The sequence below is a fragment of the Paenibacillus sp. Soil724D2 genome (genome assembly GCF_001427935.1).
GTDB lineage: Bacteria > Bacillota > Bacilli > Paenibacillales > NBRC-103111 > Paenibacillus_E.
On sequence record NZ_LMRY01000004.1, the window covers coordinates 159,764 to 185,533 of the forward strand.

General features: G+C 43.1%; 25 protein-coding genes and 1 pseudogene. 14 read left to right on the plus strand and 12 right to left on the minus strand.

Annotated features, from left to right (window positions below):
* The first annotated feature begins 78 nt into the window (after positions 1-78).
* Positions 79-930, plus strand: a complete 852-nt coding sequence (locus ASG85_RS06610; RefSeq protein ID WP_060645686.1) for a phytanoyl-CoA dioxygenase family protein — start codon at positions 79-81, stop codon at positions 928-930.
* A 58-nt stretch (positions 931-988) separates the two neighbouring features.
* Here ASG85_RS06610 and ASG85_RS06615 read toward each other — a convergent pair whose 3' ends face one another.
* From ASG85_RS06615 to ASG85_RS06640, 6 genes are all read right to left on the minus strand, one after another.
* The gene (locus ASG85_RS06615) at positions 989-1,273 is read right to left on the minus strand and encodes a hypothetical protein (RefSeq protein ID WP_060645687.1); all 285 of its coding nucleotides are present in this window, start codon (positions 1,271-1,273) and stop codon (positions 989-991) included.
* A gap of 14 nt (positions 1,274-1,287) precedes the next feature.
* Positions 1,288-2,766 (minus strand): alpha-N-arabinofuranosidase, encoded by a 1,479-nt coding sequence (locus tag ASG85_RS06620; RefSeq protein WP_060645688.1) that lies wholly within the window; start codon positions 2,764-2,766, stop codon positions 1,288-1,290.
* A gap of 9 nt (positions 2,767-2,775) precedes the next feature.
* The gene (locus ASG85_RS06625) at positions 2,776-3,804 is read right to left on the minus strand and encodes a GntR family transcriptional regulator (RefSeq protein WP_057307304.1); all 1,029 of its coding nucleotides are present in this window, start codon (positions 3,802-3,804) and stop codon (positions 2,776-2,778) included.
* 252 nt (positions 3,805-4,056) lie between these two features.
* On the minus strand, positions 4,057-4,803 hold the full coding sequence (map, locus tag ASG85_RS06630) for a type I methionyl aminopeptidase (RefSeq protein ID WP_057307305.1): 747 nt from the start codon (positions 4,801-4,803) through the stop codon (positions 4,057-4,059).
* 7 nt (positions 4,804-4,810) lie between these two features.
* Positions 4,811-5,395 (minus strand): TetR/AcrR family transcriptional regulator, encoded by a 585-nt coding sequence (locus tag ASG85_RS06635; RefSeq protein ID WP_060645689.1) that lies wholly within the window; start codon positions 5,393-5,395, stop codon positions 4,811-4,813.
* 289 nt (positions 5,396-5,684) lie between these two features.
* Positions 5,685-6,662 carry an AraC family transcriptional regulator gene (locus ASG85_RS06640; RefSeq protein WP_082587994.1) on the minus strand — a complete coding sequence of 326 codons (978 nt, stop codon included), beginning with the start codon at positions 6,660-6,662 and terminating at the stop codon, positions 5,685-5,687.
* Positions 6,663-6,843: 181 nt separating this feature from the next.
* On the opposite strand from ASG85_RS06640, the gene ASG85_RS06645 reads away from it, so the two are divergent.
* Positions 6,844-7,830 carry an aldo/keto reductase gene (locus ASG85_RS06645; protein ID WP_060645709.1) on the plus strand — a complete coding sequence of 329 codons (987 nt, stop codon included), beginning with the start codon at positions 6,844-6,846 and terminating at the stop codon, positions 7,828-7,830.
* A gap of 168 nt (positions 7,831-7,998) precedes the next feature.
* On the plus strand, positions 7,999-8,367 hold the full coding sequence (locus tag ASG85_RS06650; protein WP_057307307.1) for a nuclear transport factor 2 family protein: 369 nt from the start codon (positions 7,999-8,001) through the stop codon (positions 8,365-8,367).
* Positions 8,368-9,265: 898 nt separating this feature from the next.
* On the opposite strand, the gene ASG85_RS06655 is transcribed toward ASG85_RS06650, so the two are convergent.
* A complete protein-coding gene (locus ASG85_RS06655) occupies positions 9,266-10,297 on the minus strand; it encodes an alpha/beta fold hydrolase (RefSeq protein ID WP_082562607.1) in 1,032 nt (343 codons plus the stop codon).
* Positions 10,298-11,571: 1,274 nt separating this feature from the next.
* Between ASG85_RS06655 and ASG85_RS06660 the strand changes: the two genes are divergently transcribed.
* The 4 genes from ASG85_RS06660 to ASG85_RS06680 all read left to right on the plus strand — a co-directional run bounded on the left by ASG85_RS06660 (position 11,572) and on the right by ASG85_RS06680 (position 14,310).
* Positions 11,572-12,042 (plus strand): hypothetical protein, encoded by a 471-nt coding sequence (locus ASG85_RS06660; protein WP_060645690.1) that lies wholly within the window; start codon positions 11,572-11,574, stop codon positions 12,040-12,042.
* A 214-nt stretch (positions 12,043-12,256) separates the two neighbouring features.
* Positions 12,257-12,472, plus strand: coding sequence for a hypothetical protein (locus tag ASG85_RS06665; protein WP_057307327.1), 216 nt, complete (start codon positions 12,257-12,259; stop codon positions 12,470-12,472).
* Positions 12,473-13,039: 567 nt separating this feature from the next.
* A complete protein-coding gene (locus ASG85_RS06675; RefSeq protein WP_057307328.1) occupies positions 13,040-13,315 on the plus strand; it encodes a DNA-directed RNA polymerase subunit alpha C-terminal domain-containing protein in 276 nt (91 codons plus the stop codon).
* Positions 13,316-13,737: 422 nt separating this feature from the next.
* Positions 13,738-14,310 carry a beta-class carbonic anhydrase gene (locus tag ASG85_RS06680; protein WP_200957499.1) on the plus strand — a complete coding sequence of 191 codons (573 nt, stop codon included), beginning with the start codon at positions 13,738-13,740 and terminating at the stop codon, positions 14,308-14,310.
* Between the two features lie 286 nt (positions 14,311-14,596).
* Here ASG85_RS06680 and ASG85_RS06685 read toward each other — a convergent pair.
* A pseudogene (locus ASG85_RS06685) lies at positions 14,597-14,917 on the minus strand (SDR family oxidoreductase); the annotation flags it as partial.
* Between the two features lie 284 nt (positions 14,918-15,201).
* On the opposite strand from ASG85_RS06685, the gene ASG85_RS06690 reads away from it, so the two are divergent.
* From ASG85_RS06690 to ASG85_RS06700, 3 genes are all read left to right on the plus strand, one after another.
* The gene (locus ASG85_RS06690) at positions 15,202-15,426 is read left to right on the plus strand and encodes a hypothetical protein (protein WP_162257240.1); all 225 of its coding nucleotides are present in this window, start codon (positions 15,202-15,204) and stop codon (positions 15,424-15,426) included.
* Between the two features lie 156 nt (positions 15,427-15,582).
* A complete protein-coding gene (locus tag ASG85_RS06695) occupies positions 15,583-16,506 on the plus strand; it encodes a LysR family transcriptional regulator (protein WP_060645693.1) in 924 nt (307 codons plus the stop codon).
* A gap of 101 nt (positions 16,507-16,607) precedes the next feature.
* Entirely contained in the window at positions 16,608-16,898 is a 291-nt protein-coding gene (locus ASG85_RS06700) for a hypothetical protein (RefSeq protein WP_060645694.1), read from the plus strand.
* A gap of 271 nt (positions 16,899-17,169) precedes the next feature.
* On the opposite strand, the gene ASG85_RS06705 is transcribed toward ASG85_RS06700, so the two are convergent.
* A complete protein-coding gene (locus ASG85_RS06705; RefSeq protein ID WP_057307334.1) occupies positions 17,170-18,054 on the minus strand; it encodes a LysR family transcriptional regulator in 885 nt (294 codons plus the stop codon).
* 126 nt (positions 18,055-18,180) lie between these two features.
* On the opposite strand from ASG85_RS06705, the gene ASG85_RS06710 reads away from it, so the two are divergent.
* The gene (locus tag ASG85_RS06710) at positions 18,181-19,059 is read left to right on the plus strand and encodes a LysR family transcriptional regulator (protein WP_063860182.1); all 879 of its coding nucleotides are present in this window, start codon (positions 18,181-18,183) and stop codon (positions 19,057-19,059) included.
* 293 nt (positions 19,060-19,352) lie between these two features.
* On the opposite strand, the gene ASG85_RS06715 is transcribed toward ASG85_RS06710, so the two are convergent.
* From ASG85_RS06715 to ASG85_RS06725, 3 genes are all read right to left on the minus strand, one after another.
* Positions 19,353-19,559 (minus strand): CDGSH iron-sulfur domain-containing protein, encoded by a 207-nt coding sequence (locus ASG85_RS06715; protein ID WP_060645695.1) that lies wholly within the window; start codon positions 19,557-19,559, stop codon positions 19,353-19,355.
* Positions 19,560-19,597: 38 nt separating this feature from the next.
* Positions 19,598-21,424 (minus strand): amidohydrolase, encoded by a 1,827-nt coding sequence (locus tag ASG85_RS06720; RefSeq protein WP_060645696.1) that lies wholly within the window; start codon positions 21,422-21,424, stop codon positions 19,598-19,600.
* A gap of 331 nt (positions 21,425-21,755) precedes the next feature.
* Positions 21,756-22,349, minus strand: a complete 594-nt coding sequence (locus ASG85_RS06725) for a hydrolase (protein WP_060645710.1) — start codon at positions 22,347-22,349, stop codon at positions 21,756-21,758.
* Between the two features lie 834 nt (positions 22,350-23,183).
* On the opposite strand from ASG85_RS06725, the gene ASG85_RS06730 reads away from it, so the two are divergent.
* From ASG85_RS06730 to ASG85_RS06740, 3 genes are all read left to right on the plus strand, one after another.
* Positions 23,184-23,774 (plus strand): hydrolase, encoded by a 591-nt coding sequence (locus tag ASG85_RS06730; protein ID WP_235550076.1) that lies wholly within the window; start codon positions 23,184-23,186, stop codon positions 23,772-23,774.
* 45 nt (positions 23,775-23,819) lie between these two features.
* The gene (locus ASG85_RS06735; RefSeq protein WP_060645697.1) at positions 23,820-24,239 is read left to right on the plus strand and encodes a c-type cytochrome; all 420 of its coding nucleotides are present in this window, start codon (positions 23,820-23,822) and stop codon (positions 24,237-24,239) included.
* A gap of 934 nt (positions 24,240-25,173) precedes the next feature.
* A complete protein-coding gene (locus tag ASG85_RS06740; RefSeq protein ID WP_235550077.1) occupies positions 25,174-25,764 on the plus strand; it encodes a hydrolase in 591 nt (196 codons plus the stop codon).
* Positions 25,765-25,770: the final 6 nt, after the last annotated feature.

The following is a 25,770-nucleotide window of genomic DNA, read 5'->3' on the forward strand; positions in this document are numbered from 1 at the left end:
TAAAACCTTGTTTGACAAAGATTTTGCACCATTAGCCTCCTATAATAAAGCTATAATTATACAAGAGGTGAGCAGAGGATGAGCATTCCGGAAACAAATAATAGTCATGAATTACCCTCCATGGAAGACAACTATGAATTGTCTGAGCAGCAGAAAGAAAGTTATCAGAAAAAAGGACATATTGCTCTTAGACAGGTGGCAAGTAAGTCAGAAATCGCTTCTTACGAGCCTATTATTAGTGACTTGGTGCAAGAGTTGAATAAGCATGATAAGCCGCTTGAGCAGCGAGATACGTATGGTAAGGCCTTTATCCAGATCTCAAATCTATGGGAGAAAAGTGAAGCGATAAGGAGATTCGTGCTAGCAAAACGATTTGCCAAAATCGCAGCTGATTTAATGGGGGTGGATGGGGTACGAATTTATCATGATCAAGCCCTGTTTAAAGAACCTCACGGAGGTCATACGCCGTGGCATCAAGATCAAATCTATTGGCCGCTAGATACAGATAAGACGATTACCATGTGGATGCCGTTAGTTCCCATTTCCCGAGAGGTAGGATCTATGACCTTTGCATCGGAGTCTCATCTTATGGGCTACATTAATAAAATGGTCATCTCCGACGAATCTCACCGAACACTTGCCGGATACATTGAAGGCAAAGGATTCGAAACGATGTCTCACGGCGCTATGGAGGCAGGCGATGCAACGTTCCACTCCGGGTGGACACTGCACAGCGCGCCTGGCAACCCTACGGAAACCATGCGTAAAGTGATGACCGTGATTTATTATGCCGACGGAACAAGAGTGGCCGAACCGGATAGCAAAGCGCGTGAGAATGATTTGAAAGCATGGTTTCCCGGCATTCAACCAGGCGATGTGGCGGCAACTGCGTTAAATCCATTGGTTTACACCCATAGTAGCGCAAATTAAAAAAGGCTCGCTCCCCCTCATATTTTGAGAAGGGGAGCGAGCTTTGTTATGAAAAGAGCTACCATTTTCTCTCTTGCGGAGCCGGGCAACGGGCAGCCGTTAGTTTGGCCTTGATGGCCATGAGACAACCACACCAACGGCATGTTGTTCCGAATTGATAGTCTTTGCAGCCATTGCATATCGCGATCCGCCGATCATACTCTTCTTCCGTAGTCAGCTTAAGATTACGTACTTTGAGGGTTTCACCAAAAAGCTTGGTGATCTCTTCAGGCGTCACATGTACCGTTGTGGAACAACCTTTGCATGCAGGCATAGCTTCCATATTGTTATTCTGGCTTTCCATATCGGATAGGCTCCTTAAGAAAGACGAAGCGTGACAACAGATTTGGCAGGAAGCGTAACGATAAGCTGATCATTTTCAAATCTGTAGTTGGTGAAATCCGTTAGGTTTACTGTTTCAGGCTCATCGAAGGTATTATGTGATTGTATGGTTTCCGAAGTTAGAATTTGACCCGCGACTGATCCCACCGTACGTCCGCGAACGTCACAGTTCACTTCGAGTTGGTCTGAATGGTGCAGATTACATAGCGAAATATGTAATTGGTTAGCCGTATCTAAGGAGGCGGATACGCTGAGTTGATCGATTTTTTTACCATCCATCTCATATGATGGGCTCTCTGCATGAGTGCTAATGAGGCTAGCACCTTGATGAACCTTGTACATATCAAAGACATGGTAAGTAGGTGTAAGAAGCATGTCGGCGCCTTCGGTTAAAATGACAGATTGCAAGACATTGACGACCTGAGCAATGTTTGCCATGCGAACACGATCACTATGCTTATGGAAAATGTTTAAATTAATTCCAGCGACGAGCGCATCACGCATCGTATTTTGTTGATATAAGAAGCCAGGATTCGTTCCAGGCTCTACATTGAACCATGTTCCCCACTCATCGACAATAAGGGCAACTCGTTTCTCAGGATCATATTTGGTCATAATGGTATCATGGCGTGTGATGAGTTCGTCCATAAATAAGGTATTCTCAAGGGTTTGGAACCATTCTAGTTCCCCAAAGTCGGTAGCGGAGCCTTTATCCTTCCAATTCCCAGTAGGAAGGGTATAGTAATGAAGACTTAAGCCATCCATATGCTTAGCAGCTTCTCTCATTAATACTTCCGTCCAGTTGTAGTCGGCACTGTTTGCACCACATGCTATTTTGAAAATACGGTTATCCCCATAATTTCGTACATAACACGCATATCGGCGATAAAGATCAGCGTAGTATTCCGGACGCATGTCACCGCCGCAACCCCAGTTTTCATTACCTACGCCAAAATAGGTAAGTTTCCACGGTTTTTCACGCCCATTTTCTTGACGCCAGTTCGCCATGGGGGACTCGCCATCGAAAGTCATATACTCAACCCATTCGGACATTTCAGCTACGGTACCGCTTCCAACATTTCCACTAATGTAGGGCTCCGCTTCAATTAGCTCGCATAAACGCAAGAATTCATGTGTCCCGAAATGATTGTTTTCCAAGACACCGCCCCAGTGTGTGTTAATCATCCGCTTACGTTTCTCAGCTGGACCTACGCCGTCTTTCCAGTGATACTCATCGGCAAAACACCCGCCTGGCCAACGCAAAACAGGAATTTGAAGTTTTTTCAAAGCCTCGATCACATCGTTGCGCATACCTTCCGTGTTCGGAATTGGAGAGTCCAGACCAACCCAGATTCCCTCATAAATACAGCGTCCCAGGTGCTCAGAGAAATGACCATAAATATTGCGATCGATCGTGCCTTTCGGTGAATCCGCGTTTATAATCAGCTTGGCCATAGTGAGTATCTACTCCCTTAATTGTTTAATATTGGAAACCGACTCGCGACTAACGTAAGCAGCCGAAAGTACGATTTGTTCCCTAGAATCAGTCTGATTGGAAAGGTTCCGATGAATCGCCGAAAGCAGCTCTTCAACTAAATGCTTAGCATCCAAACTAAAAGTCGTAAGTCGTGGAGAAATTTGCGCAGCGAGTGGAATATCATCACATCCGATAACGGAAACATCCGCTGGGACTTGGTAACCATTTTCTCGCAGGCCTTGAATAAATCCAGCAGCCATCCAATCGTTGACGGCAAAGACGGCATCTGTAAGACCGCTTGAAAGCAAAGAGTCAGCTGCTCGCCGCCCGCCTTCCCAATTCATTTTCTCGGTAAAGACCTCTACATGGACACCTTGCTGCTGGCAATACTCTAGAAATCCTTGTTTCCTTAAGCGAGACGAGTCGTATTTATCAGGTCCTCCAAGAAGGGTGAAGGTACGGTGACCGCTATCGTAAAGTGTTTTGGCTGCTTTGCTGCCGATACGATAGTCATCAAAATAAATTTGGATGATATCATCACGATGCGCATAACGTTGAATGGCAAATAACTGCCCGGATGCTGACTTGATCTCATCCAATGTCTCGTCATCGATTTGCCCGATGATAACAAGCGGACTAGGAATAGAAGATTCCATAGGATGCTCAGGATTAACCATAGAGATCTTAATGGCTTGTTTGGCAGCCAAGTTGGTAATCTCAACAAGGAAATTCGTAAAGAAGGGGTCATTTCCTTTAATATCCCGAGAGCACAATAGATACAGTGTGTCTAAGAGGACAGAAGGGACAATATAAGTTCCTTTGCCGCGCAGTTGGACCAATAGGCCCTCGTTAGCGAGAATTTTAATCGCAGCACGTACGCTGACTCGGCTAGCATCAAAGCTTTCGGCCAAATCACGCTCAGAAGGAATCTTAACAAGTTGATCGGTTTGTAAGGATTGAATCTGATGGCGCAGCTGTTCGATCAGTTTTTCTTTGACAAGCGGAGATTTTTCCATGCAAGCAGGACCACCATTCAATACCAAATTAAAGACTATTTAATACCAATAAGATACCACGTGGTGCGGTGTTAGTCCATCTTTATTTTGTTGTTGTGTTGAGAGGAAGTGTCGCAGGCGTGGTCGTCCTCGTTTACTGAGGGTCATCTGGCCTTTCCATTTTTACATGATCACCTGTAACGAATAAAGAAAGATGCTATGCCGAATACGAAAAAAGAAGTCGACCATTTCGTTGGTCGACCTCTAATTTTTCTATTGCGCGGTCAAAATTTGTGGACCTTCAGCCGTGATGGCGATCGTATGCTCGTATTGGGCGGCGAGCTTGTTGTCCATCGTCCGTGCGGTCCAGCCGTCCGGATCAATTGTCATGAAGTAAGTGCCTTCGGTGATCATGGGCTCAATCGTGAACACCATACCTTCCTTGATACGGAGGCCTTTTCCAGGCTTGCCGACATGCATATAAGTCGGCTCCTCGTGCAGGTCGCGGCCGATGCCATGGGCGAGAAGGTCGCGCACGACGCCGAAACTGTGTGATTCCGCATGCCGCTGAATCGCGCTCGTCACGTCGCCGAGTCGATTGCCGGGCTGCGCCTGCTCGATGCCCAGGTCAAGACATTCTTTCGTGACACGCATCAACTTCTCGGCCGTCGGCGAGATCTGACCGACCGCATAACTCCAGGCCGAATCGCCGAGCCAGCCATCGAGCTCAGCGACCGTGTCGATCGTCACGATATCGCCTTCTTCAAGTGGCTTATTGCTAGGGAAGCCATGTGCGATCACATCGTTGGCGGAGGCACAGGTCGCATATTGATATCCCTTATAGCCTTTTTGGTATGGCTTTGCGCCGTGCTTCAACATAATGTCCTCGAATATGCGCTCAATCTCGTTGGTGGTAATACCCGGTTTGATAAGCGGTGCGATTGTACGATGGCATTCAGCCACCACTTGGCATGCCTTGCGGATAGCCTCAATTTCATGTTTGCTTTTTAAAATGACCATGTTTGTATCAGGACTCCTTCGTAATAGCTTGCATAGCGAGTCGGGCGATTCGATCGACGTCCAGGTCGGAATTGCCCGCATAGTAGTGCAGCCCACAGCAACCGACCAGCACGGCAAGCATATGGTCGACGCTGTCGTCTTCGCACTGGGCGATCGATTGGAGTGGAATGTACAGCCGTTCCATAAATTTACTTTTGGCGTGGTGTCGATCCCTTTCAGGCAAGCCTGCATAATGTTCCGCCGCCATTTTGTAGACGAGATATGCGCGGGCGTCCGACTGCCACAGCCGGAGCAGCGCTTTACAATACGTCAACAACTGCCAGTCATCCGGGGGGCTGCCGCTGATGTTCGCCCACTTTGCGATAACTTGCTCGCATCGCTCGAAGCCGCTTCCTAACACATCTTCAATTAATAAATGCCGGTTGGGGTAATAATGGTATACTGTGCCGTAACCAAGCCCTGCCTCGCGGGCGACGTCGCGAATATCAAAGCTGCCGCCCGTGCGAAAGTAGGAGCGCGCGGCGACGTCCAGGATCTGTTCTCTGCGCTGTATGCGTATGAGCTCATTTTGTTCTTTGGTACGGGGGCACATAGCGTGTTAACCTCCTTATATAGACCTGCAAATTTGTCGATATAAAAATAGTAACTCATGGGGTGGAGAAATGCAAAAGATTTGTTGGTGTTCGATAAAATGAAGTACTGAACAATAAAGAACTGTGATAATAAAGTTGTAGACTGGGCGCTGGCGTTAACCTAACTGAGAACGATAGCGCGGCGATGGAACCGATCCATCGCCGATTTGCATTGCTGCAGGCACCCCCCATTGGGGGATTTTATATATTAAAGTATACATATCCAAAGATCCGTGTGACGACAAGTCCTCAATCGATCTCCTGCACCGTCTCTTCCCGCAGCCTTCTGATGTCACTGATCGGCGGGAGTCCGAAAAGCTTTGCGTATTCGCGGCTGAAATGCGAGGGGCTCTCGTAGCCGACACGGTAAGCGGCATCGGCGGCATCGAGGGATTCAGCCAACAGCAGACGGCGCGCCTCTTGAAGGCGAATCCGTTTCAGGTACTGCAGCGGGCTCAGCGCAGTCACTTCCTTGAAGTAACGGTGCAGCGACGAGGGACCCATATGGGCCATTCTTGCGAGCTCGTCTATATGAAGCGGCTGGGCATAATCCAGCTTGATGCGGGCGATGACTCTGGCGATCCGGCTAGTGCCGCTGCCGGCGAGGGCAAACTGCTTAAAGGCTCCACCTTGGTTTCCCTTCATTATCCGGTAATAGATTTCGCGGACGACCAGCGGCGCCAGATGAGGAATGTCCCCAGGCGTATCCAGCAACCGGACGAGCCGAACCGCCGCGTCCAGAAGCTCGGGACTCGTCCGGTCGACGAAGGCGCCCCGCTTCGCCTCCCTGCCGTCTTCCGCCTCCGGCTCCGCGCCTTTCATCACTTCCAGCACCTGAGCGGGATCCAGTCCAAGCCGAATGCACAAATAAGGCGCTTCGGGAGAAGCCTGAATAAGACGTGAGGTGACCGGCAGATCGACCGATACGACAAAATGCGAGGAGGGACCATATGTAAAGTTGTCTCCTCCCAGCATAACGACCTTCGTGCCTCTGGCGACGATGACGATTGCTGGCTCATAAACCGTATTGACCGGCAGTGTGGTCTTTGAGCTGCGAATCAAATGCAGCGATGGCACGGACGTTCCGAACATCCCGTCACTGCCCGTATGACGCTCGATCAACCAGACCAGCTCGGCGAGCCGGTCAACTGTCTTATGGCCAAAATCGAACGAATGCCTGTCTTGATCGTCGCCTAACAGCGGCACTGCGAGTTGCGGATGCGGCATTTTTTCCCCTCCATCGTTTATCCCCTTTGGTAAGTTCATTATAGCACCGATCGAGGGCACCGTCTGTTCGGTTGGAGGATTAGGCAATAACTTGGTACAAACCGGCTACCCGGTATGGCGCCCATCGTCGCATAATAAAGGCGAAGATCAAACTTACCTAAAAAGAGAGGCGAAACCGAATATGAAAAGAAGAACGTTAGGCAAGAGTGGCCTTGAAGTGTCGGCGCTCGGACTCGGCTGCATGGGAATGTCCGACTTTTACAGCGGCAGGGACGATGAGGAGTCCCTGCGCACGATCGAACGCACATTGGAGCTAGGCATCAATCTGCTGGATACGGCGGATATGTATGGCGTCGGCAAAAATGAAGAATTGGTCGGCAAAGCGCTCAAGGGACGCCGCGACATGGTAGTAGTGGCGACCAAGTTTGGCAACGTGCGTAGCGAGGACGGCAAGTACCTAGGTATCAACGGCCGTCCGGAATATGTGAAGGCCGCCTGCGAAGCGAGCCTGCGTCGTCTCGGCGTCGACTATATTGATCTGTACTATCAGCACAGAGTCGATCCGAACACGCCGATCGAAGAGACGTTCGGCGCAATGGCCGAGTTGGTACGCGAAGGCAAGGTGCGATACCTTGGCATGTCCGAGGCGGCTCCGGCTACCATTCGCCGTGCGGCAGCCGTGCATCCGATCGCCGCGCTGCAGACGGAGTATTCGCTATGGAGCCGCGACGTCGAAGACGGCATCTTGGCTGTATGTCGGGAGCTTGGCATCGGCTTCGTGCCGTACAGCCCGCTCGGTCGCGGATTTCTGACCGGACAGATTCGCAAGTTCGAGGACCTGGCGGAGGATGATTACCGCCGATTCTCCCCCCGCTTCCAAGGAGAAAACTTCCAGCGTAATCTGGATCTCGTCGAGCGGGTCTCCGAGGTGGCCGCCGATAAGGGCTGTGAGCCGTCACAGCTGGCACTTGCCTGGTTGCTGGCGCAGGGAGACGATATCGTGCCAATCCCTGGTACAAAGAGAATCAAGTACTTGGAGGAGAACATAGGCTCGCTTGCAGTCGAGTTGACAGCAACAGACTTGGCGCGCATCGACGAAGTGGCTCCGCGAGGAACAGCCTTTGGCTTGCGTTATCCCGAAGCTGCGATGAGTGGCCTCAACCTGTAAGGCTGGTTCTCACGATCTAATTAAATACGTTAAAGGCGGCCGATCTTTGAGGGAGGCCACTGAAAAACTTACGTTTTTTCGGAAGATCGTCGATTCTTATATGTGATGTCAAATAAAAAACGAAAGCCGACCAGATAAACTGGTTGCGTGCGCTGGGAGGATTGAAGAATGAGTACAATGAATGAGCTAATGCAAAAACACTTCAAAATCTGGAGTGAAACAGATCACGAAAGAAGAAGAATGGCAATCGATGAGATTTACTCAGAAAACTGCCGTGTGTATGACCCTTTCTATGCAAATGTATTCGTTGGTCGCGATGCACTTATGACTTTGATAGATGAAGTACAAGGTAAGTTTCCGGGGTTTGGTTTCACTATTATTCCTGGATCTTTAGATGAACACCATGGTCATGTAAGGATTAGTTGGTATTACGGATCGACGGACAAGCCTCAAACTTTCACCGGGCAGGAATTTATGATTGTTGAAAATGGATCGATCCATTCTGTGACTGTCTATTTTGACGCACCTGCAGAATAAAGTTTTTTAATTTTATAAACTCGGGGAAATGTTTGAAACCAACTAAGGCTGGAACATATAATTGCGTACGTCCAGAGAAAAGCAAAAAAGCTGACGCCTGTTGCTCACAGACGCCAGCTTTATGCTTTTTAAGGAAGATCAATAAGCATAAATCTTGTATGATCTATTGCAGAAATGTCGGATGACAAGAACATTGTCCTAATCAAGTCCGTGTAAATTGCGGGCTTTTTAGTTATCGGATCAAGTTCTTGTCAATTGGCAATGTCAAGAACTTGATCCGATTGCCGATTTGTGACAAGAACATTGTCCGATTGCCGACAAATTAAAATAAACCGCTCCGCTAACGGGCAGTTTACTTCCAATATGTGTTAAAATGAGCAAGCAAAGTATTAAAGGCAAAACGTAGGAATCTGTTAGGTTATTAACAACCCCAAATATGGTAGTATGTTGAAAAGATTCAGTTCCGGAGGTGGAAAGTTGAAAGTACTTGGAATTGTAGGAATTATCTCTGGCATCTTTCTATTAGGATTAAGTGGGTTGGAAAGGTATTGATATTTGTTGCTGTTGCCGATAAAACAATTCAAATGGACGCAGTGAGAAACTTAACTCCATCGTATATTTGGAATATAACAAACTGGACATTTGGAACCGATTTATTTCTTTGTTTACTTGGGTGTGAATTATTTCCTCGTGTGCGCCGCATTGGATGATAATCAATGGAAGATAGTCTTAGCCCCAGTTAAATCAATAATTACAGATATGAGTGAGAGCCGCCATATCCCCTACCTCGATTTTCTTGGTGGATAATTCGAAACATTAACCCGTAAATCATTTTATCGTTCTTGATGAAGGAAAAATGCAGTGCATGGCTGAGTCTTGCCAAGCACTGCTTTTGTTGTTACTGGAAAAACTCATTAAACAGTTTAATGGTTTCCTGCGGTTTCTGCTCTGCTATCCAGTGTCCTGCTCCATCCAGTTTCACCGATTTTACATCAGTCGCATATTGACGCAAATGTGCATCAAGATTATTAAAAGTGGATTCAAAACCTCCAATACCGAGAACTGGCATTGATAGTTTTGGATAAGTTTTCAAATCTTCAATATCTTGCCTGAATGTTTTATACCACCCGTTACTTGCGCGAATTGCTTCAGCACTTGAATATGCCGCATAGTAGACTTCTTTGACCTCTTTGGTCATAGAAGGCTTGCCATAGGCCAAATAGTCAAAGAGCCAATCTTGATAAATACGCATTCCATTTCCTTGCAGCAATTTCTCAGGCAATTCTGGAACAGAATTGAGTCCAAACCACCAAGGGTAAATAGGATGGTCTTTAACGCTTGTATCGTACACTCCCGGTGGCGGCAAGAGAGGGAGTCCCAGATAGCGTTCAGATGGATGAGCAACATCCAACAAAGCTAGTTTTGTCGTAGCTTGAGGGTAATTAGCTGCATAAGCATAAGCAACAAATGCCCCAATGTCATGCCCTGCCATATTAACTTTCGTATAGCCAAGCTCTTTGACCAAGGCATAGACATCTGACGCCATTGTCTTCTTGTCATAGCCTGAGGCAGGCTTGTCAGAGCTGCCCATTCCACGATATTCAACGACATAAACATGATATTTCTTTGCTAGTTCCGGCATAATTTTGTGATACGCATACCATGTTTGCGGCCAGCCTGGAAGAAGGAATAGCGGTTCACCCTTACCCCCTTCAACATAGTGAAGCGTGATTCCATTTACCTTTTTGTATCCGTTTTTGAATCCTGGAAGTGTTTTGACGAGCTCCTTATCAGAATAAGCTTTGTTTGCGGATGCATCATTATTCTGGTTGTTGTTTGTTGTGAAAGCTGTAATAAGAGCAGACACAAGCGCTAACAACAGAAAAAATGCACTAAATTTGGCATACTTTCTCGTTGTTCCTTTTGACATAATAAATCCTCCATTAAAAATATTTTGGTAGTTACAACATAAAGCCTAGTTTCCCCCCACTTACAACGTCATTACAATTCCCAATTGCAAGGTAAGGTATGTATGAGTTCAGATACCGATTTGTTGCCTCATTTTGAAGGAGAATGTAGTGTGTTCGGGGATGGGGTTCTCATTAATTATGAAAATTACTCTTGATAAATCAAGGTTTTCCTATGCATTTTTCTCACTAAATATGACGCCACACACGTCGGTGAATCTAACGACACAAATATGACCCCATAAAACTCATTGAAAAGACCACGCCAACGTGCTTTTGGCACTTTCGTGTCGCTCGCCGCGACATAAAAGTGCCGACATTGTACTCAAACGACACAAATGTGGTGACATTACAGATCCTCGAAACGGTCAGTATAGGTTGCGAAAAGGTCTTTTATCACAACCAAGTCTAATACTTTAACTTTAAGAAATCCTCTGGGCTGTTTTGCAGCTTAGAGGATTTCTTTTTTGAGACAAGATTCAAAATAGTCGTACATTCATAGGTTCAGTCTAAAACTTATTTTTCTTAGCCGACAAAAAAAAGACTCGGTATCCCTCTGAATAAAAGGAGCTCCAGTCTAACACTATATTTTCACTTAACACAAGGAAAGCTTCTTTGACACAGATCGAGCAGCATGGTGTTAATAGGTAATGTCGGAACTGTTTGCTTGTGTATTTTGATAATTGCAGGGACAATTAATATTTTAGCTTTATTATAGTGATGTTATGACCCTTCCTATAATCGTCTGTACGCAATTTTAAATTTTCCACTCGCGAATATGTGTGTTCTGTATCTGTAAATGGCTAGAAAGTGGCAACGAGCGCGTTAGATGAGGATGGAGAGGAGATTTTAATGAAGTGGATTAGACAATTGTTTTGCAGACACAAAGTTTGCAACTTACGATGGGGATGTGACGTTTCACTTGGGCAAAATGCGGTAAGAAGCAAGATATAGTCTGGTGAATGAAAATTAGACCTACAACTTTCTAGCGCTGTAAGTCCAATTTCCTATATGTTATAACTGGGTTTGGTAGAACACAACCCGCTTCTCATAATAAATAAGAAGCGGGTTATCTTGGGCTGCTTTTGTTTTTTACATCGCTCGAAGCTGGTAGGACTAGCTTTTGACAGACCGTTACTAATTGCTCCACAGAAATTTTATTGAAAGCATCTTCCAATAGAAGTATTATTTATATGACAAAATGTCAACTTTGGGGCAGCGGGAGGGATGGCTAATAGTGAACGGAAAGAAAAAAACAATGTACACAATATTAGGTGTATTACTATTTGTTTTGTTGTTTCCTGGTTGTTCTAATAATCTAAGATATAAATTTGAGAAAACCTTCGGTAACCCACATTCATTTTTTTATGGTCTAGGCCTTGGAATTGCGAAAGGTAATCACCAAAATTATTATGATGATGAGTTTAACATGGATGATCACAAATCAATCTCATTTAACCTTGGAACGAGTCATGTGACAGTCTATGGTAAAGTAATAAATAGTGCAGATCCTCTTATTGTTATTCTAAATCAGAAAGTAATATACAACGGGGGGATGTCAAACAGTGATGTGCCGGGATTTTGGAATCATTTTTACATTAACAAGTATTTCGCGGTACCACTTGAAAACGTAAGCGCCGGTATGAATGAGCTCATTCTAACTAGTGGCAATGCGTCCGAAAAGATTATGATTGATGCGAGAAAGTAATTCCTTTACAGGGGAATTGTAAACAGCCACCAACTACGACTGCCACGTCATCAACCAATCATAAATACTACCTTCAATCCGCTTGTAATGAACCAGATACTAGCAACCATAGATCTAAGCCCCACCACCTTAATGCGGATTCATACTGATTATATTGTACTAATGGTATTATAGTTTTTGTGATTCCACTAAATTAGCATGGGGGAGTAACTAAATGAATGAAAGACGTGAGGAAATAAAAAGAGCCCTTCAAGAAGAGAAGGCAGCGAGAAACAAAAAAGATTACTATAAAGGACTCTATAAGGATAAGAATCGAAATAGACGAACTGTTGGTACTATTTTAATAGGTGTTTCGGTACTAACTGTATTATATTTTATTTTCACCAAAACACACTCAGGAACTATTGCTGGCTATGCTTACGCTTGCTAAAAGGGGCAATAGAGATAGTAATCCCCTCGTATTGGTTTCGTCCGTAATTCCCTTCGCCCTGTTAATTTTCTTTGGTTTTGCGAACTATCAAGCCCACCAACTCCCTGATGCCCCACATGTAGTAACAGAAAACGAGCAAGATGAATTGAATTGGGAAGCCCAATGCTCAGAGGATTGGGACTTAAATTGTCAGGACCATTTTTATGGCTTACAGGATCCGCCAAGCTAAGGATCAAGTTCGGGTACCGGCACACACTCAGTACGTGGATATACGCGTAGCGATGGAACACGCGTTGACGGATAGACTAGGACTAATCCTGACGGTATAACTAGCAACAATATTAGGAAATAAATTAAGGAAATGTTGTTTGCTGACAACTAACGGGTCGCGCGACCGTGTTATAATGTCCAGTAAATAAAGCCGTTACTAACCCTAGAACGTTTTTCAAGTCTCTTTATTATGTACAAAACTTAAATCCTCTGGAAATAGCAAGATTAAGTGGAATATCTGAAGCCCAGTTATTAAGAAAATTTAAATACACGTATGAAAAAATCAAATGCAAGAAGGTGCAACTTGACGGAGACACCGATCCACTAATTGAAGACCTGCTAGTATCAAAGGCGATTAAATCAACTTTACTTAAGGCAGGATTTAAGCGACTTAGTGATATTAGAGATTATTCTGTTGAAGAACTCTCTCGAATTCGTCAACTGGGAATCAATTCGATTCGGGAGCTTAAGGAAGCCTTGAAAGATTACTACAATATTTCAATAATTGAAGAATCAAATGCTAGTGTAAAACTTAATAAAAAGACAGAAATAGGTAAAGAGATATGCTTATAAATTTATTGGGTGATCGGTAGAGCTGCTGACGTGACGAGCGGCTTTTTGTCGGGTGACAAGAACATTATCTCATTAATTACCGCGTAAATCGCGGTTTTTTTATTTTATGGGATCAAGTTCTTGTCAAAACCCAATGACAAGAACTTGATCCCATTCCCGACAGAGCCATTGTAAGAGCATTATTGTTACGCTAACTGGCAGCTTGGACAGGGCTTCAAAACCCTACATTACCAATCATTACGACAGTATCATCAGTTGCGTACTGGTAGCGCTTCTGATGGTTCTTTTGCTTTGCATGGATGTTGCAAGACTAGATTCATTTATCGAAACCAACTAATAAGAATAAGGTTTGGCATGTTGAGTGTACTTCGTAGGTTATGATAAGATTATTAGATATCAAGAGAGAAATTGAGGTGAGAAGCTTGGACCGACTTTATGATATGTTACACTTTAACTCGGAGTTTGTAGAGAAGAAGGAATTTGAAAAATATAAAGCATCTAGATTCAAAGATAGAAAGATGGTTGTTGTAACTTGTATGGACTCAAGGCTTACCGACCTTCTTCCCCGAGCGTTAAATATTAAGGATGGAAATTCCAAAATCATTAAAGATGCTGGAGCGATTGTTTTGCATCCATTTGGCAGCGTTATGCGTAGCGTTATTGTTGCTGTATATGAATTAAATGCCGATGAAGTGTTTGTGGTCGGACATCATGATTGCGGGATGAGCTGTATTGACCCTAGCGAAACCATTAATAAAATGAAGGAGAACGGCATATCTTCCGAAACTATCGACACCCTCGAAAGCTCCGGAATTAATTTGCAACAGTGGCTACACGGTTTCGATAGTGTTGAAGATTCCGTCAAAGGAAGCGTGCAAACGGTCAAGAACCATCCCCTCCTGCCAAAACACATTCCAGTTCATGGCCTTGTAATCGACCCGGAAACAGGAAAGTTGGATTTAATAGTTGACGGTTATAAACATAAGGAATCGTAGGGAAATCCGAATTGAATGAAGCCTTCCTAGATCACGAAACGCTATTCTGGGTAATACTGAGCTATCGAGAAACGTTAGTTACATACACTATCAAGATAAGGCTGCCGGCAAAATCGGCAGCCTTTGCTCAACTAACGGGCAGATTAGTTTAATAATGATTAGCTAAACCATATCACAAGCAACGCCAAGATCTAGGGATAAAACATTAATACTAATAGTTTCAAGGAATACAGACTTCATCGAAACCTTCAGTTATAACCACGACTTCCGTTCCCAAATTGTTTTCTTACACTTGCGCCGTGGGACGAATCACGATCTCGTTAACATCAATATCGTCCGGCTGCTCGATTGCGAAAGCAATCGCTCGCGCTACCGCTTCTGGCGGCATTCCCAAATCGTCTCTGACCCTTGCAAGTCGGTTTCTTACCTCTTGATTGGTTATACCCTCGATAAAATTTGTCCGTACGATGCCAGGTGAAATGATCGTTACACGCATGTGTTCGCCAGCCTCCTGCCGGAGCCCTTCGGATATCGTGCGAACGGCAAACTTACTGCCGGAATAGACCGATTGGTTCGCAACTGTTTTATGTCCTGCCGTAGAGGAGATTTTATGATTAACCCACCAATACGACCAGTACCTAAGTCTGCAGAGAGCTTACGAGGTTTTGTAAGTAGAGTTGCATTAAATTATTATTACTCTAATTCGTTCTACTTATATAAAATTTTAGAATTAACAAAAGGAAAACATCAAGAAAAGCTATACATGTTGCTAGAGGAACCGCTAGAGATAGTCATTGTAAAAGGCACGCCAGCTTGTTTAGGAGCAAGCTTAACAAACCATTGCCCCTACCGCTTCTGTCGATATCAACTCTCCGCAAAAAAGACACGATTGTGCTGGATGATATTTTGATAGAAGAAGTATGGATAGTAGGCGGACAGTCTAATATGGAATGGCCGCTTAAACGTTCCGAGGGTAGAAAAGAAGAGATTGCCAAAGCAGTAATTCAAGGGATCATGATGAAAGAAAGTTTTTCTCTGCGAAATACTCAAATGCCGCATTCGTTACTGGATAAGCAGATAGAAAACATAAGCAATGCCTATATGTCACATAGATAAACTTGTATTGATAGATAATAATCTTACTTATAGAATGATGGGAACTGAACTTTCCAGTCTAAGCGAGTTGTTTCACGCATTCCTACGTTTTATTTCTTTTTGCATGCTTTCATTTCACTTAATTGGTAATTTCATAATCTTAGAATGGGGTATCAAATGGAATTAAGACAACTAGATTATTTTATACACATATGCAAAGAGGGTAGCTTCACTAAAGCAGCGGAAGTATTAATGGTTTCCCAACCTACTTTAAGTCAACAAATTCGCGTATTAGAGAATGAATATTGTACTCCTTTATTTTATAGAGTCGGAAGAGGAATTCAGATTACGGAGGCAGGTCAAATTCTTCTTGATAAGGGGCTTTCAGTGAAGCAACTTATAGAAGAATCTCGAATAGAAATCTATGAGTTAAAAAATATTCAGAGAGGCGATCTTACAATCGGTGTATTACCAGGCGATCTATTCTACCTTATGCCAATCTTTGATCAATTTCGTGAACAGTATCCAGATATTTCTTTGAATTTTGTGGAGATTGAAGACTTTTCGGAACAGTTATTGCAAAATAAAATCGATATTGGAATAACTACGGGTTCGGAACAAAACAAGCATACTGATAGTATTCACTTAACCAAAGAAGAGCAAGTACTTATTATTGCAGAAAACCATCCTTGGGCAGAAAAAAAGATGATTTCATTTCGAGAGCTACAGCATTTAGATACTGTATTGTTTTTCCAATCTACCATGTGCCGGGAAATTATTGATTCTTATGCTATGAAATTAGGTATGACCTTAAACTCAACAATTGTAGCAGTATCATCATCATCCCTTCTATCTATGGTGCATCATAGATATGGAGCAGCATTAATATCCTTACCCCTCGTTGAAAGCTACAACCATCCCAAAGTGAAAATTATTCGAGTAACTGATCCTACACCTACAAGAGAAATAAAGCTTAGCTATCGTAAAAATAAATTTCCAAAACTTGCGGTTCGAACTTTTATTAAAATAATGCTAATGCAAGCAAGAGTCAATTTCATAATTCAATTTATCCGAGGCGATACTAGCCCCCAAATAGAGTGACGTTAGAGAAAATATGCAGCTTGCTTGGCATGTCGTATTTTTTGTTCAGTATATCGAGGGCGTACTACCGCCATGTCCGCTTCTGCTTTTGGAACAAAGATTTGCGCTGGATTTTAGACCATGCCGAAACAATCCAAGAGAAGGATTTGGAACGTGTTATCGTATTAGGCCTGTCTGATGATTTCTTCCGCGTCTCAGATGAAGAAATCAAACGCATCGAATCGGTGCTTACGGTCGTAGGCGGAAAGATTGTTTATGGATCTCTTGACTTCCAAAAATTGTCGCCTCCAGCTCATAAATCCAGTCCGGACTGGGCGCCCCACAATTACAATGGCGGTTACTATAATGCCTCCAATCATGGGGGCGGTGGTACTGGGCTACATGTACCATAACAGGGACATCATCATCATAACTGCAATCATCATCATCACGGCAATGGTTTCTGCGACTTGGATTGTTTCGTCTTTTGATGAGACTATAGGAGCTTTCACAGGGCACTAGGTTGCCGGTCATATAAGTTTATTTATAAAAAGTAGATTCGAAATAGAAAGGGTTTGGGATACTTAAATAAAGAATAAGCTTAGGCCGGATGACTCGAACACTGGACTAAGCGTTATTTACTTGGTTGAGCTATACCCGAAATGGTGGATTCTGTTCTGTATGTTACTGAGTTTCACCAGTATGCGGAAAGAGATCTGTTATGGTTTTGATAAACAAGTTTACCGCAATTGAAGATTCTTTTAATGAAGGACGTGCTAAGTTAATTTCTCTAAACAGTATTGGATCTAGGCTGCGTGTTATAACATTTGGTGGTAACGTTGATAATGATAGTTTTGGTAAGATAGAAACACCCAGTCCTTCTTGTATCATGTTTAGTACGATGTTAACGTTTTGGAATGCAAATTTTACTTGAAGAGTTAAATTGGCTCTCTCAAAAAGTTCGAAAATAAATGTATCATAACCACCTTTGCACATAATCATCGGTACATTATTTAGGTCTTGAATATGGATTGTAGAACAGCTTTGTAAAGGGTGGTTATCTCGAAAGACTACAAACATTTCTTCTTTATATAAGGGGATTATGTCCAGCCCATCGTTCGGTGGGATTATCAGTCCGATATCAATAGTGCGTGACACTAGCCATTCTTTAATTTCAAGGATCGTTCCTTCATAAAGATTAAATTTCAAATTAGGATAACTATCTTGAATTACACGAATAATTTTAGGCAAAATGACGGCTGAAGCAGTTGGAAATATTCCAATTCGGATCGTTCCGACTTCGAGTCCTTTTTCGGCGGCCACCTCTTGTTCAACTTTCTCTAAATCTTTCAATATGTTTCGAAACAAAATAAGGATCCGTTTTCCTATATCGGTGAGAATCAGCCCTTTTTTCCGATCACGGATAAAAAGCGCCACATCCAGCTCTGATTCAAGTGCAAGAATTGCACGACTTACAGCAGGTTGGGTCATATTAAGTTCATGTCCGGCTTTTGTAAAACTACCGGTTTCAGCAATTTTTACAAATAACTGTACTTGGCAATTCGTCATAACTAAATTGGTATACCCCTTATGATTAACTTTCATTTTATTAACTTTAAGTCATATTATATCATTTATATACATCAAATATTCATGACTTGATTTAATTGGTGAAAACAAAACTGGGGTGAATAAGTGGAATTTCGACAACTAGAGTATTTTATTCAGATCTGCAAAGAAGGAAGTTTCACTAAAGCTGCGGAAGTATTGATGGTTTCTCAACCTACATTAAGTCAACAAATTCGTGTGTTGGAGAAAGAATTTGGAACTCCATTATTTGATCGAGTCGGAAGAGGAATAGAGATTAATGAGGCTGGAAAGATACTTCTTGAAAAGGGGATTGAAGTGATGATGCTTATTGAAGATTCCCGAAAAGAAACATCTGAATTAATAAATATTCAGAAGAACGAGATGATAATTGGTATCTTACCTTCTGATCTGACCTATTTAAAGCCAAGATTTGATCATTTTCATGAACAGTACCCGAATATTTCAATAAAATTTGTTGATTTGGAAGATAACCCGGGACAGTTACTGGAAAATAAAATCAATATAGGAATGTCTACCGATCTCGAACCGAACAAACATATCGATAGTATCCACTTATTCAACGAAGAACTAGCGCTAGTAGTTTCTAAAGAACATCCTTGGGCAGAAAAATTAGAGATTCCATTTCGAGAGCTTGAAAAGCTAGAAACTATACTTTTTGTAAAAGATACCAAACTCCGGAAACAACTTGATGCATATACAAATAAAACAGGTATTTCTCTGCATTTAAATGTAGAAGCAACATCACCATCAACCCTACTTAATATGGTACATCTAAGAGTCGGGGAAGCAATTTTATCCCACCGTCTTGTTAAAAGCTATAATTGTCCCAATATAAAAATTATCCGATTAATTGATCCTAAACCTACACGTGAGATTAAGCTTTTCATACGTAAAGATAAATTGATGCCTCATACAGTCCGAACCTTTATTAATCATATTCCAGAATTCACCAAAGACTTATAAGAAGCGGAACCTGTAGATCTTGCTCGGATGAGCGTGTTTTTGAGTAATATTGTGGCACCCAGATAGACAATGGAAAAACCCCTCAGGGTTATTATTTAATAAATAAGTAAAATTGCTACTATATTGAAATTTAATTTTATATACATTTAGGGCTATCGAACATTGCCGATAGCCCTTTAATTTTTTGTTTAGTGAACATGACGAATAAGCGGTACCTTGGAATAAACAGAAAATATAGAAAAAGCCGGTTTCGCCGGCTTTTGTGTTTGGATACTTAGTGAATCCGTATCATTTTATTCCGGATCGGCAGCACGAGGCGCACTATCAAACTTACCTTTGTGTGTCAAATCACAAAATGGTTTTTTATCGGATAGTCCGCAGCGGCATAGTATAAAAGATTCCGTGGTCTCAAAGTGATTCCCTAACGCATCCACCATTTCTACTTTACCCATGATCCGTAAAGGACCGTTATCATTTACTTTAATCGTGACATCGGACATACATCACAGACCTTTCTATTTGTGAGTTAGTTGTAGCTTCAAAAGACGAAGCAATCCAAGTCGCAGAACCCGCTTCCGTGATGATGGCTGCAATGATGCGCATGCTGCGGCGTATGTATCCATGGACCGCCCCCGCCTCCATCATGCGGGGCTTTATAGTACCCGCCATAATAATTGATCGGCGACCAGCTTGGACTTGCTTTAGGAGCTGGTGGCGATAATCTGGCGAATTCACGAGCACCATAAACAATCTTACCGCCTACGACAGTTAATACGGACTCAATGCGTTTGATTTCTTCCTCGGAGACACAGAAGAAATCATCAGACAGAAGCGATATGTCTGCGTAATATCCTACCCTGATTTGACCCTTTACATCCTCTTCCTTCGAGAACCAGGCATTTCCGGCTGTATACATGCGAAGAGCTTGGTGCCGGTCGACTCGATTGGAAGAAGGGTACAAGCGAAGTCCGCCAAGCGTTTTCCCGGTAATGAGCCAGTAAAGGGAAACCCAAGGGTTATAGCTGGCTACCCTCGTTGCATCGGTACCGACGCCTACATGCAATCCATGTGAAAGCATCTTAACGACGGGTGGAGCATGCTTAGCTTCTTCAGCTCCATATCTTTCAACAAAATATTCCCCTTGGAACGCCATCCGATTTTGAACAGCTATGGATCCGCCTAATGCGATAACGCGTTCCAGATCCTGCTCACGGATCGTTTCAGCATGGTCTAAGATCCAACGAAGATCTTTAAACGGAACTTCCTTATTTACACGCTCAAACACATTGAGGAAACGCGTGATGTCCTCACCATAGGTTGCGTGTAGCCGGAAAGGCCAACGCTGTTGGACCAGCAGCCGGACAACATTATATAAATCGCTTTCCATAACAGCAGGCAAAATTGGGCGAGGTTCGGCAAAATTTTCGTAGTCAGCCGCACTGTAGACAAGCATTTCACCGCCGCCGTTGTGACGATAATAAGAGCTCCCCGTGTAAGGCTTCGTTGTAGAAATCCATGTTTTAAAATCGTCCAGTTCATCGCCCGGATGCTGCGTGAACAGATTATATGCCGTGCGAACGGTAATTTCTCCGTTCTTGTCGAGCTCCTCAAAGACTTGATAATCTTTCGGGTAATTCTGATTACCGCCGCCGGCATCAATGACGCTGGTCACGCCAAAGCGATTCATTTCCCGCATGAACAGCCGTGTAGAGTTCAACTGATCTTCATGTGATAGCTTAGGCCCTTTCGCTAAAGTAGCATATAAGATTGTTGCACTCGGCTTGGCTAATAGCAGTCCGGTCGGATTGCCTTTGCTATCCCGCTGAATTTCACCGCCTGGCGGATCCGGTGTATCCTTCGTAATTCCAACCGCACGCAAAGCCGCTTTGTTCAAAAGGGCTCGTTGGTATAAGTGCAGAATAAACACTGGCGTATCCGGAGCGATACGATTGATTTCCTCCAAGGTTGGCAGTCGGCGTTCCTTGAATTGAAACTCCGACCACCCTCCGACGACGCGCACCCATTGCGGTGGAGGTGTACGGTCTACTTGTTGTTTTAACATACGCAATGCGTCAGCAAGCGACGGAACTCCATCCCAACGTAGCTCCAAGTTATAGTTCAATCCGCCGCGTATCAGATGAATGTGCGTATCATTCAACCCTGGAATCATAAGGCGCTTGTTGGCATCTACAACACGAGTCTTTGGTCCTTTATAGCACATAACATCGGCATCTCTACCCACAGCAATTAAACGGTCTCCCTTGATTGCAACTGCTGTTGCGATGTGTCTGGATTCATCCATGGTTACGATGTTAGCGTTACAAATGACTAAATCTGCCTCTGGAAATTCAGGCTCAAGCCGCATAGCTGTACGCCTCCTTTAGTATGACAATTCCTTACTTCACTTTATTCATTAAATTGTCAACTATGTATTCAGGCCATCCCATCGAAGCTCCAAGTTGAATTTATGTCAAAAGGCAAATTTCTGATTATTAATAAAACAAAAAAAAGAGCCACGCGGATTTGCAGGGCTCGGTTTTCCAATATTATGAAAAATCACATTTGACACAACCTCTGAATATAGTAGCTTCTTACATATGTATACTAGCGGTTGCTTGGTTGCAATACCTTTTTTCGGGAATGGATTTTACATACCGATTTTCCTATTGCAGTATCACCGAATAGCATACTTTTGTTTAATGACCTTCTTTTCCTCCAAACATCTCACTTGCGTAAATGACACCAAGTCCATAAGCGCCGCCGTGATCTTTTGCGATAGTGAGAACATCATTGTAAGTTTTTTGATTAGCCCAATCACGCTGCATCTCGAGCAAATATTGCAACCACGTAATAGGCACGGCACCAGCCTGGATCATTCGTTGAACAGCCATTTCATGCGCCTCTAGACTTACGCCTCCACAAGCATCCGAAATAAAGTAAACTTTATATCCCGCGTCAATTGCTGAAAGAACTGGATCGACAACGCAAACTTCAGTCCAGAGGCCAGCAATTACAAGTTTCTTTTTACCGAAGCTTTTTACTTTATCTACGACGCGCTGGTCTTCCCACGCATTCATAGTTGTACGGTCGATTGGTGCTTGATCAGGAAAAACAGCTTTAATTTCCGGAAAGATAGGACCGCTAAAAGTTTTCGAAGCCACTGTAGTAAGTAACGTAGGCACACCGAACAATTTCGCAGATTTTGCAACTCCTGCTACATTATTTCGGATGGTTTCCAAACTATGCGATTTCGTTGCGAAAGCCATTTGTGGTTGATGGTCAACTAGCATGAGGGAATGATCAGTTGGAGTTAACAAACGTGGTGAAGCATTAGTTGCAGCCGCTTGAATCTGCGCTCCTTCCGAAACCTTAGTAGCAAGCGAATTAAATTCGGGTTGTGAAGAACCGACAGAATTGGCTTGAGGATTACCAGTGGCAGTTTGAGCAACATAATTCGGAGCGACTTGCCCATCATTCAATGCATTAACCTGAAAACCCTTTGTTTGAACATTCGTTCCATTCGGACCCTTAGCGGTACATCCTGTCAAAGCAGAGAATAACATTAGACCAGCCATTGAGTATAGTCTTTTTTTCATTTAATAACACCTCCACCATTAAGATGATTCAAGAGAGGAGGTGTTATTCGAAGGAATTCTTCCCATTACAATTCAATCGTTAACTAATAAAAATATATTGACTAATTTTATGTAAGTACATATTATTAATAACATAAACAAGATTCATTACAATGTTTCAATTAAACCAGTTGAGAGGTGAGGTTATTTGGGGACAAAGTAAAATTAACGTTTAAAACAATAAAAGTTTTCAGAAATTACTTTTGGTTATTAAAATATTGTCAATTATCTTAAAATAAAGATACTTTAAATCGAGATTTTTTTACAAAAAACAAAAAGGAGCTAATAACCATGAAAAAATTTCTTTCAGGACGCACAGTAACAACGCTAGCAATTTTAACTGCCGTAGTATCCACAAGCGCATGTGGCTCTATGACCATAGAAAAACCGAATAAACCTGCTGCCGAGACTAGCCAAAGTACAACACCCATTCATGCAAAGGCTGTTCCATCACCAAGATTGTTAACACCGACGAACCATACGTTGCTAATGATCGATCACCAGCCGCAAATGGCTTTTGGTACTTCGTCCATTGATATCACGACATTGCGCAATAACGTGACTGGACTTGCCAAAGCAGCGAAAGCTTTCAAAGTTCCAACCGTTTTGACGACAGTAGCTGCGAAGTCGTTCAGCGGACCGATTTTCCCGGAAATTCAAGCCGTATTCCCAGATCAACAGCCAATCGACCGTACGACGATGAACGCTTGGGAAGATCAAAGAGTCGTTGATAAAGTGAACAGTTATGGCAATAATAAACTCGTGGTTTCAGGTCTTTGGACAGAGGTGTGCGACTTGTCAGCCGTTCTTTCCGCGATCGATCAAGGATATGAAGTGTACATCGTGACCGATACTGCAGGCGGCGTATCGAAAGAAGCACACGATATGGCAGTTGAGCGCATGATTCAAGCCGGCGCAACACCAATCACTTGGGAGCAATACTTACTAGAGCTGCAACGTGACTGGGCTCGTTCCGAAACTTATAAAGCCACTACGGATATTGCCAAAGAACACGGAGGCGCATACGGATTAGGCATTATTTACTCGCAAGAAATGTTTGGCGGAAAAGAAGGACATTAATCGAATAAAGTCAAAATTTTAAAAAGAGGAGGGCTTATCAGATTTATGTTTAAGAAGACGCCAGTTCTACTGTTAGCGCTTGCCATTTCCGGATCTTTAGCCGCATGTGAAAAAACGGCTGAGACGCCTTCAGAGAGCTTAAATCCATCTGTTCCAACAAGCTCGCCAGAAAATGTTGGCCAAGCAAATCAAACAAATCCCAGTCCTAGTGAAAGCATATCTGCAGCTCCAACAACGGCGGCGCTTGATGCGGCAGTAATCTTCAAGCAAAACTGCATAGCCTGTCATGGCGCAGAGTTGGAAGGGAGAATGATTGGTCCTAATTTGCAAAAAGTAGGTGCGCGTTTAAGCAAAGAAAAAATCATTAACCAGATCACTAATGGGAACACAATGCCGCCTTTCAAAGATAAACTGAACAAACAAGAAATTGAAACGTTGGCCAGCTGGCTAGCGACCAAAAAATAATAGGAGGGATGCGGATATGACACCAGTACAAATAAATGAATGGCTCGATGAGTTTAATGATTATTTGCTGCTTTAGGAGTTGTTTGGAGACAAGACTTATTTGGATGAAACTAAGGAAATAGTAATAAGTTTAAAAAGATATATCTCTCGTCTTCACAAGTACGAGAAACAAATGTTCATGGCTAATTCACAAAAAGTATTGCTGAAAAGATAACCATTTACATTTTCTCGAAAAATATCTTTCGAATGCCTACAAAACACTCATGGACCAAACGATAAAAGATATGAAGCAAACAGATCTGTCACACCGGCGTGGTATGAATTATTCGACCTAACTTTTTCCGGTCATGCAGAAAATGATTCATTCCTTCACTAACGGTCTTCCTCTAGATGAAAAACTAGAAATTATAAAACTTCTTAAAAAACAAGGGAAATAAATGTAAATAAAGCCTTCCAAGAAGAAATCTCTTAGTTAATAAATGGAAAATAATAAACTAATTAAAAGGTATTGACTTATTAATAGTAAGTTAGTATTATAATAAAAGTAATCGGAATTACTTACACTGCTTCAAATAAACAAAGTAAAGTGGAGGGAGGCTTAATGGGACAGAATAAATTAGCGTTACTTGATGCACTAAAATGTATTTCTAAAAATAGGTGATTATCTGCATGCCATTTATCTTAAATTTAAGAATAACAAAATAAAGATAATTACCTATAAAACAAAAAGGAGCTAACAACCATGAAAAAATATCTTACAGGTCGTACAGTAACAACACTCGCACTTTTAACTGCCGTCGTATCGACAAGCGCATTCGGATCGATGGTTGCAAAAGCGGATACACCTGCTGCAACTAGCCAAGGTACAACAGCGATTCATGCAAAAGCTGTTCCATCACCAAGATTRTTAACACCGACGAACCATACGTTGCTMATGATCGAYCACCAGCCGCAAATGGCTTTTGGTACTTCGTCCATTGACATCCAGACGTTGCGYAATAACGTGACTGGACTTGCTAAAGCAGCGAAAGCATTCAAGGTTCCAACAGTTCTGACGACAGTAGCTGCGAAGTCGTTCAGCGGACCGATTTTCCCGGAAATCCAAGCCGTATTCCCTGATCAACAGCCGATCGACCGTACGACRATGAACGCCTGGGAAGATCAAAGAGTGGTAGATAAAGTCAACAGCTACGGTAAAAAGAAACTAGTCGTATCTGGTCTWTGGACAGAGGTGTGCGACTTGTCAGCCGTTCTCTCCGCGATCGATCAAGGATATGAAGTGTACATCGTGACCGATACTGCAGGCGGCGTATCGAAAGAAGCGCAYGATATGGCGATTGAGCGCATGATTCAAGCCGGCGCAACACCAATCACTTGGGAGCAATACTTGCTAGAGCTGCAACGTGACTGGGCTCGTTCCGAAACTTACAAAGCAACAACGGATATTGCCAAAGAGCACGGAGGCGCATACGGATTAGGTATCATCTATTCGCAAGACATGTTTGGCGGTAAAGAAGGACATTAATCGAAA

Excerpts from the sequence above, each read along its gene's own strand:
- ASG85_RS06610 (WP_060645686.1), top strand. The coding sequence starts at position 79 with ATGAGCATTCCGGAAACAAATAATAGTCATGAATTACCCTCCATGGAA.
- ASG85_RS06615 (WP_060645687.1), bottom strand. The coding sequence starts at position 1,273 with ATGGAAAGCCAGAATAACAATATGGAAGCTATGCCTGCATGCAAAGGT.
- ASG85_RS06620 (WP_060645688.1), bottom strand. The coding sequence starts at position 2,766 with ATGGCCAAGCTGATTATAAACGCGGATTCACCGAAAGGCACGATCGAT.
- ASG85_RS06625 (WP_057307304.1), bottom strand. The coding sequence starts at position 3,804 with ATGGAAAAATCTCCGCTTGTCAAAGAAAAACTGATCGAACAGCTGCGC.
- map (WP_057307305.1), bottom strand. The coding sequence starts at position 4,803 with ATGGTCATTTTAAAAAGCAAACATGAAATTGAGGCTATCCGCAAGGCA.
- ASG85_RS06635 (WP_060645689.1), bottom strand. The coding sequence starts at position 5,395 with ATGTGCCCCCGTACCAAAGAACAAAATGAGCTCATACGCATACAGCGC.
- ASG85_RS06640 (WP_082587994.1), bottom strand. The coding sequence starts at position 6,662 with ATGCCGCATCCGCAACTCGCAGTGCCGCTGTTAGGCGACGATCAAGAC.
- ASG85_RS06645 (WP_060645709.1), top strand. The coding sequence starts at position 6,844 with ATGAAAAGAAGAACGTTAGGCAAGAGTGGCCTTGAAGTGTCGGCGCTC.
- ASG85_RS06650 (WP_057307307.1), top strand. The coding sequence starts at position 7,999 with ATGAGTACAATGAATGAGCTAATGCAAAAACACTTCAAAATCTGGAGT.
- ASG85_RS06655 (WP_082562607.1), bottom strand. The coding sequence starts at position 10,297 with ATGTCAAAAGGAACAACGAGAAAGTATGCCAAATTTAGTGCATTTTTT.
- ASG85_RS06665 (WP_057307327.1), top strand. The coding sequence starts at position 12,257 with ATGAATGAAAGACGTGAGGAAATAAAAAGAGCCCTTCAAGAAGAGAAG.
- ASG85_RS06695 (WP_060645693.1), top strand. The coding sequence starts at position 15,583 with ATGGAATTAAGACAACTAGATTATTTTATACACATATGCAAAGAGGGT.
- ASG85_RS06705 (WP_057307334.1), bottom strand. The coding sequence starts at position 18,054 with ATGACGAATTGCCAAGTACAGTTATTTGTAAAAATTGCTGAAACCGGT.
- ASG85_RS06715 (WP_060645695.1), bottom strand. The coding sequence starts at position 19,559 with ATGTCCGATGTCACGATTAAAGTAAATGATAACGGTCCTTTACGGATC.
- ASG85_RS06720 (WP_060645696.1), bottom strand. The coding sequence starts at position 21,424 with ATGCGGCTTGAGCCTGAATTTCCAGAGGCAGATTTAGTCATTTGTAAC.
- ASG85_RS06725 (WP_060645710.1), bottom strand. The coding sequence starts at position 22,349 with ATGCTAGTTGACCATCAACCACAAATGGCTTTCGCAACGAAATCGCAT.
- ASG85_RS06730 (WP_235550076.1), top strand. The coding sequence starts at position 23,184 with ATGATCGATCACCAGCCGCAAATGGCTTTTGGTACTTCGTCCATTGAT.
- ASG85_RS06735 (WP_060645697.1), top strand. The coding sequence starts at position 23,820 with ATGTTTAAGAAGACGCCAGTTCTACTGTTAGCGCTTGCCATTTCCGGA.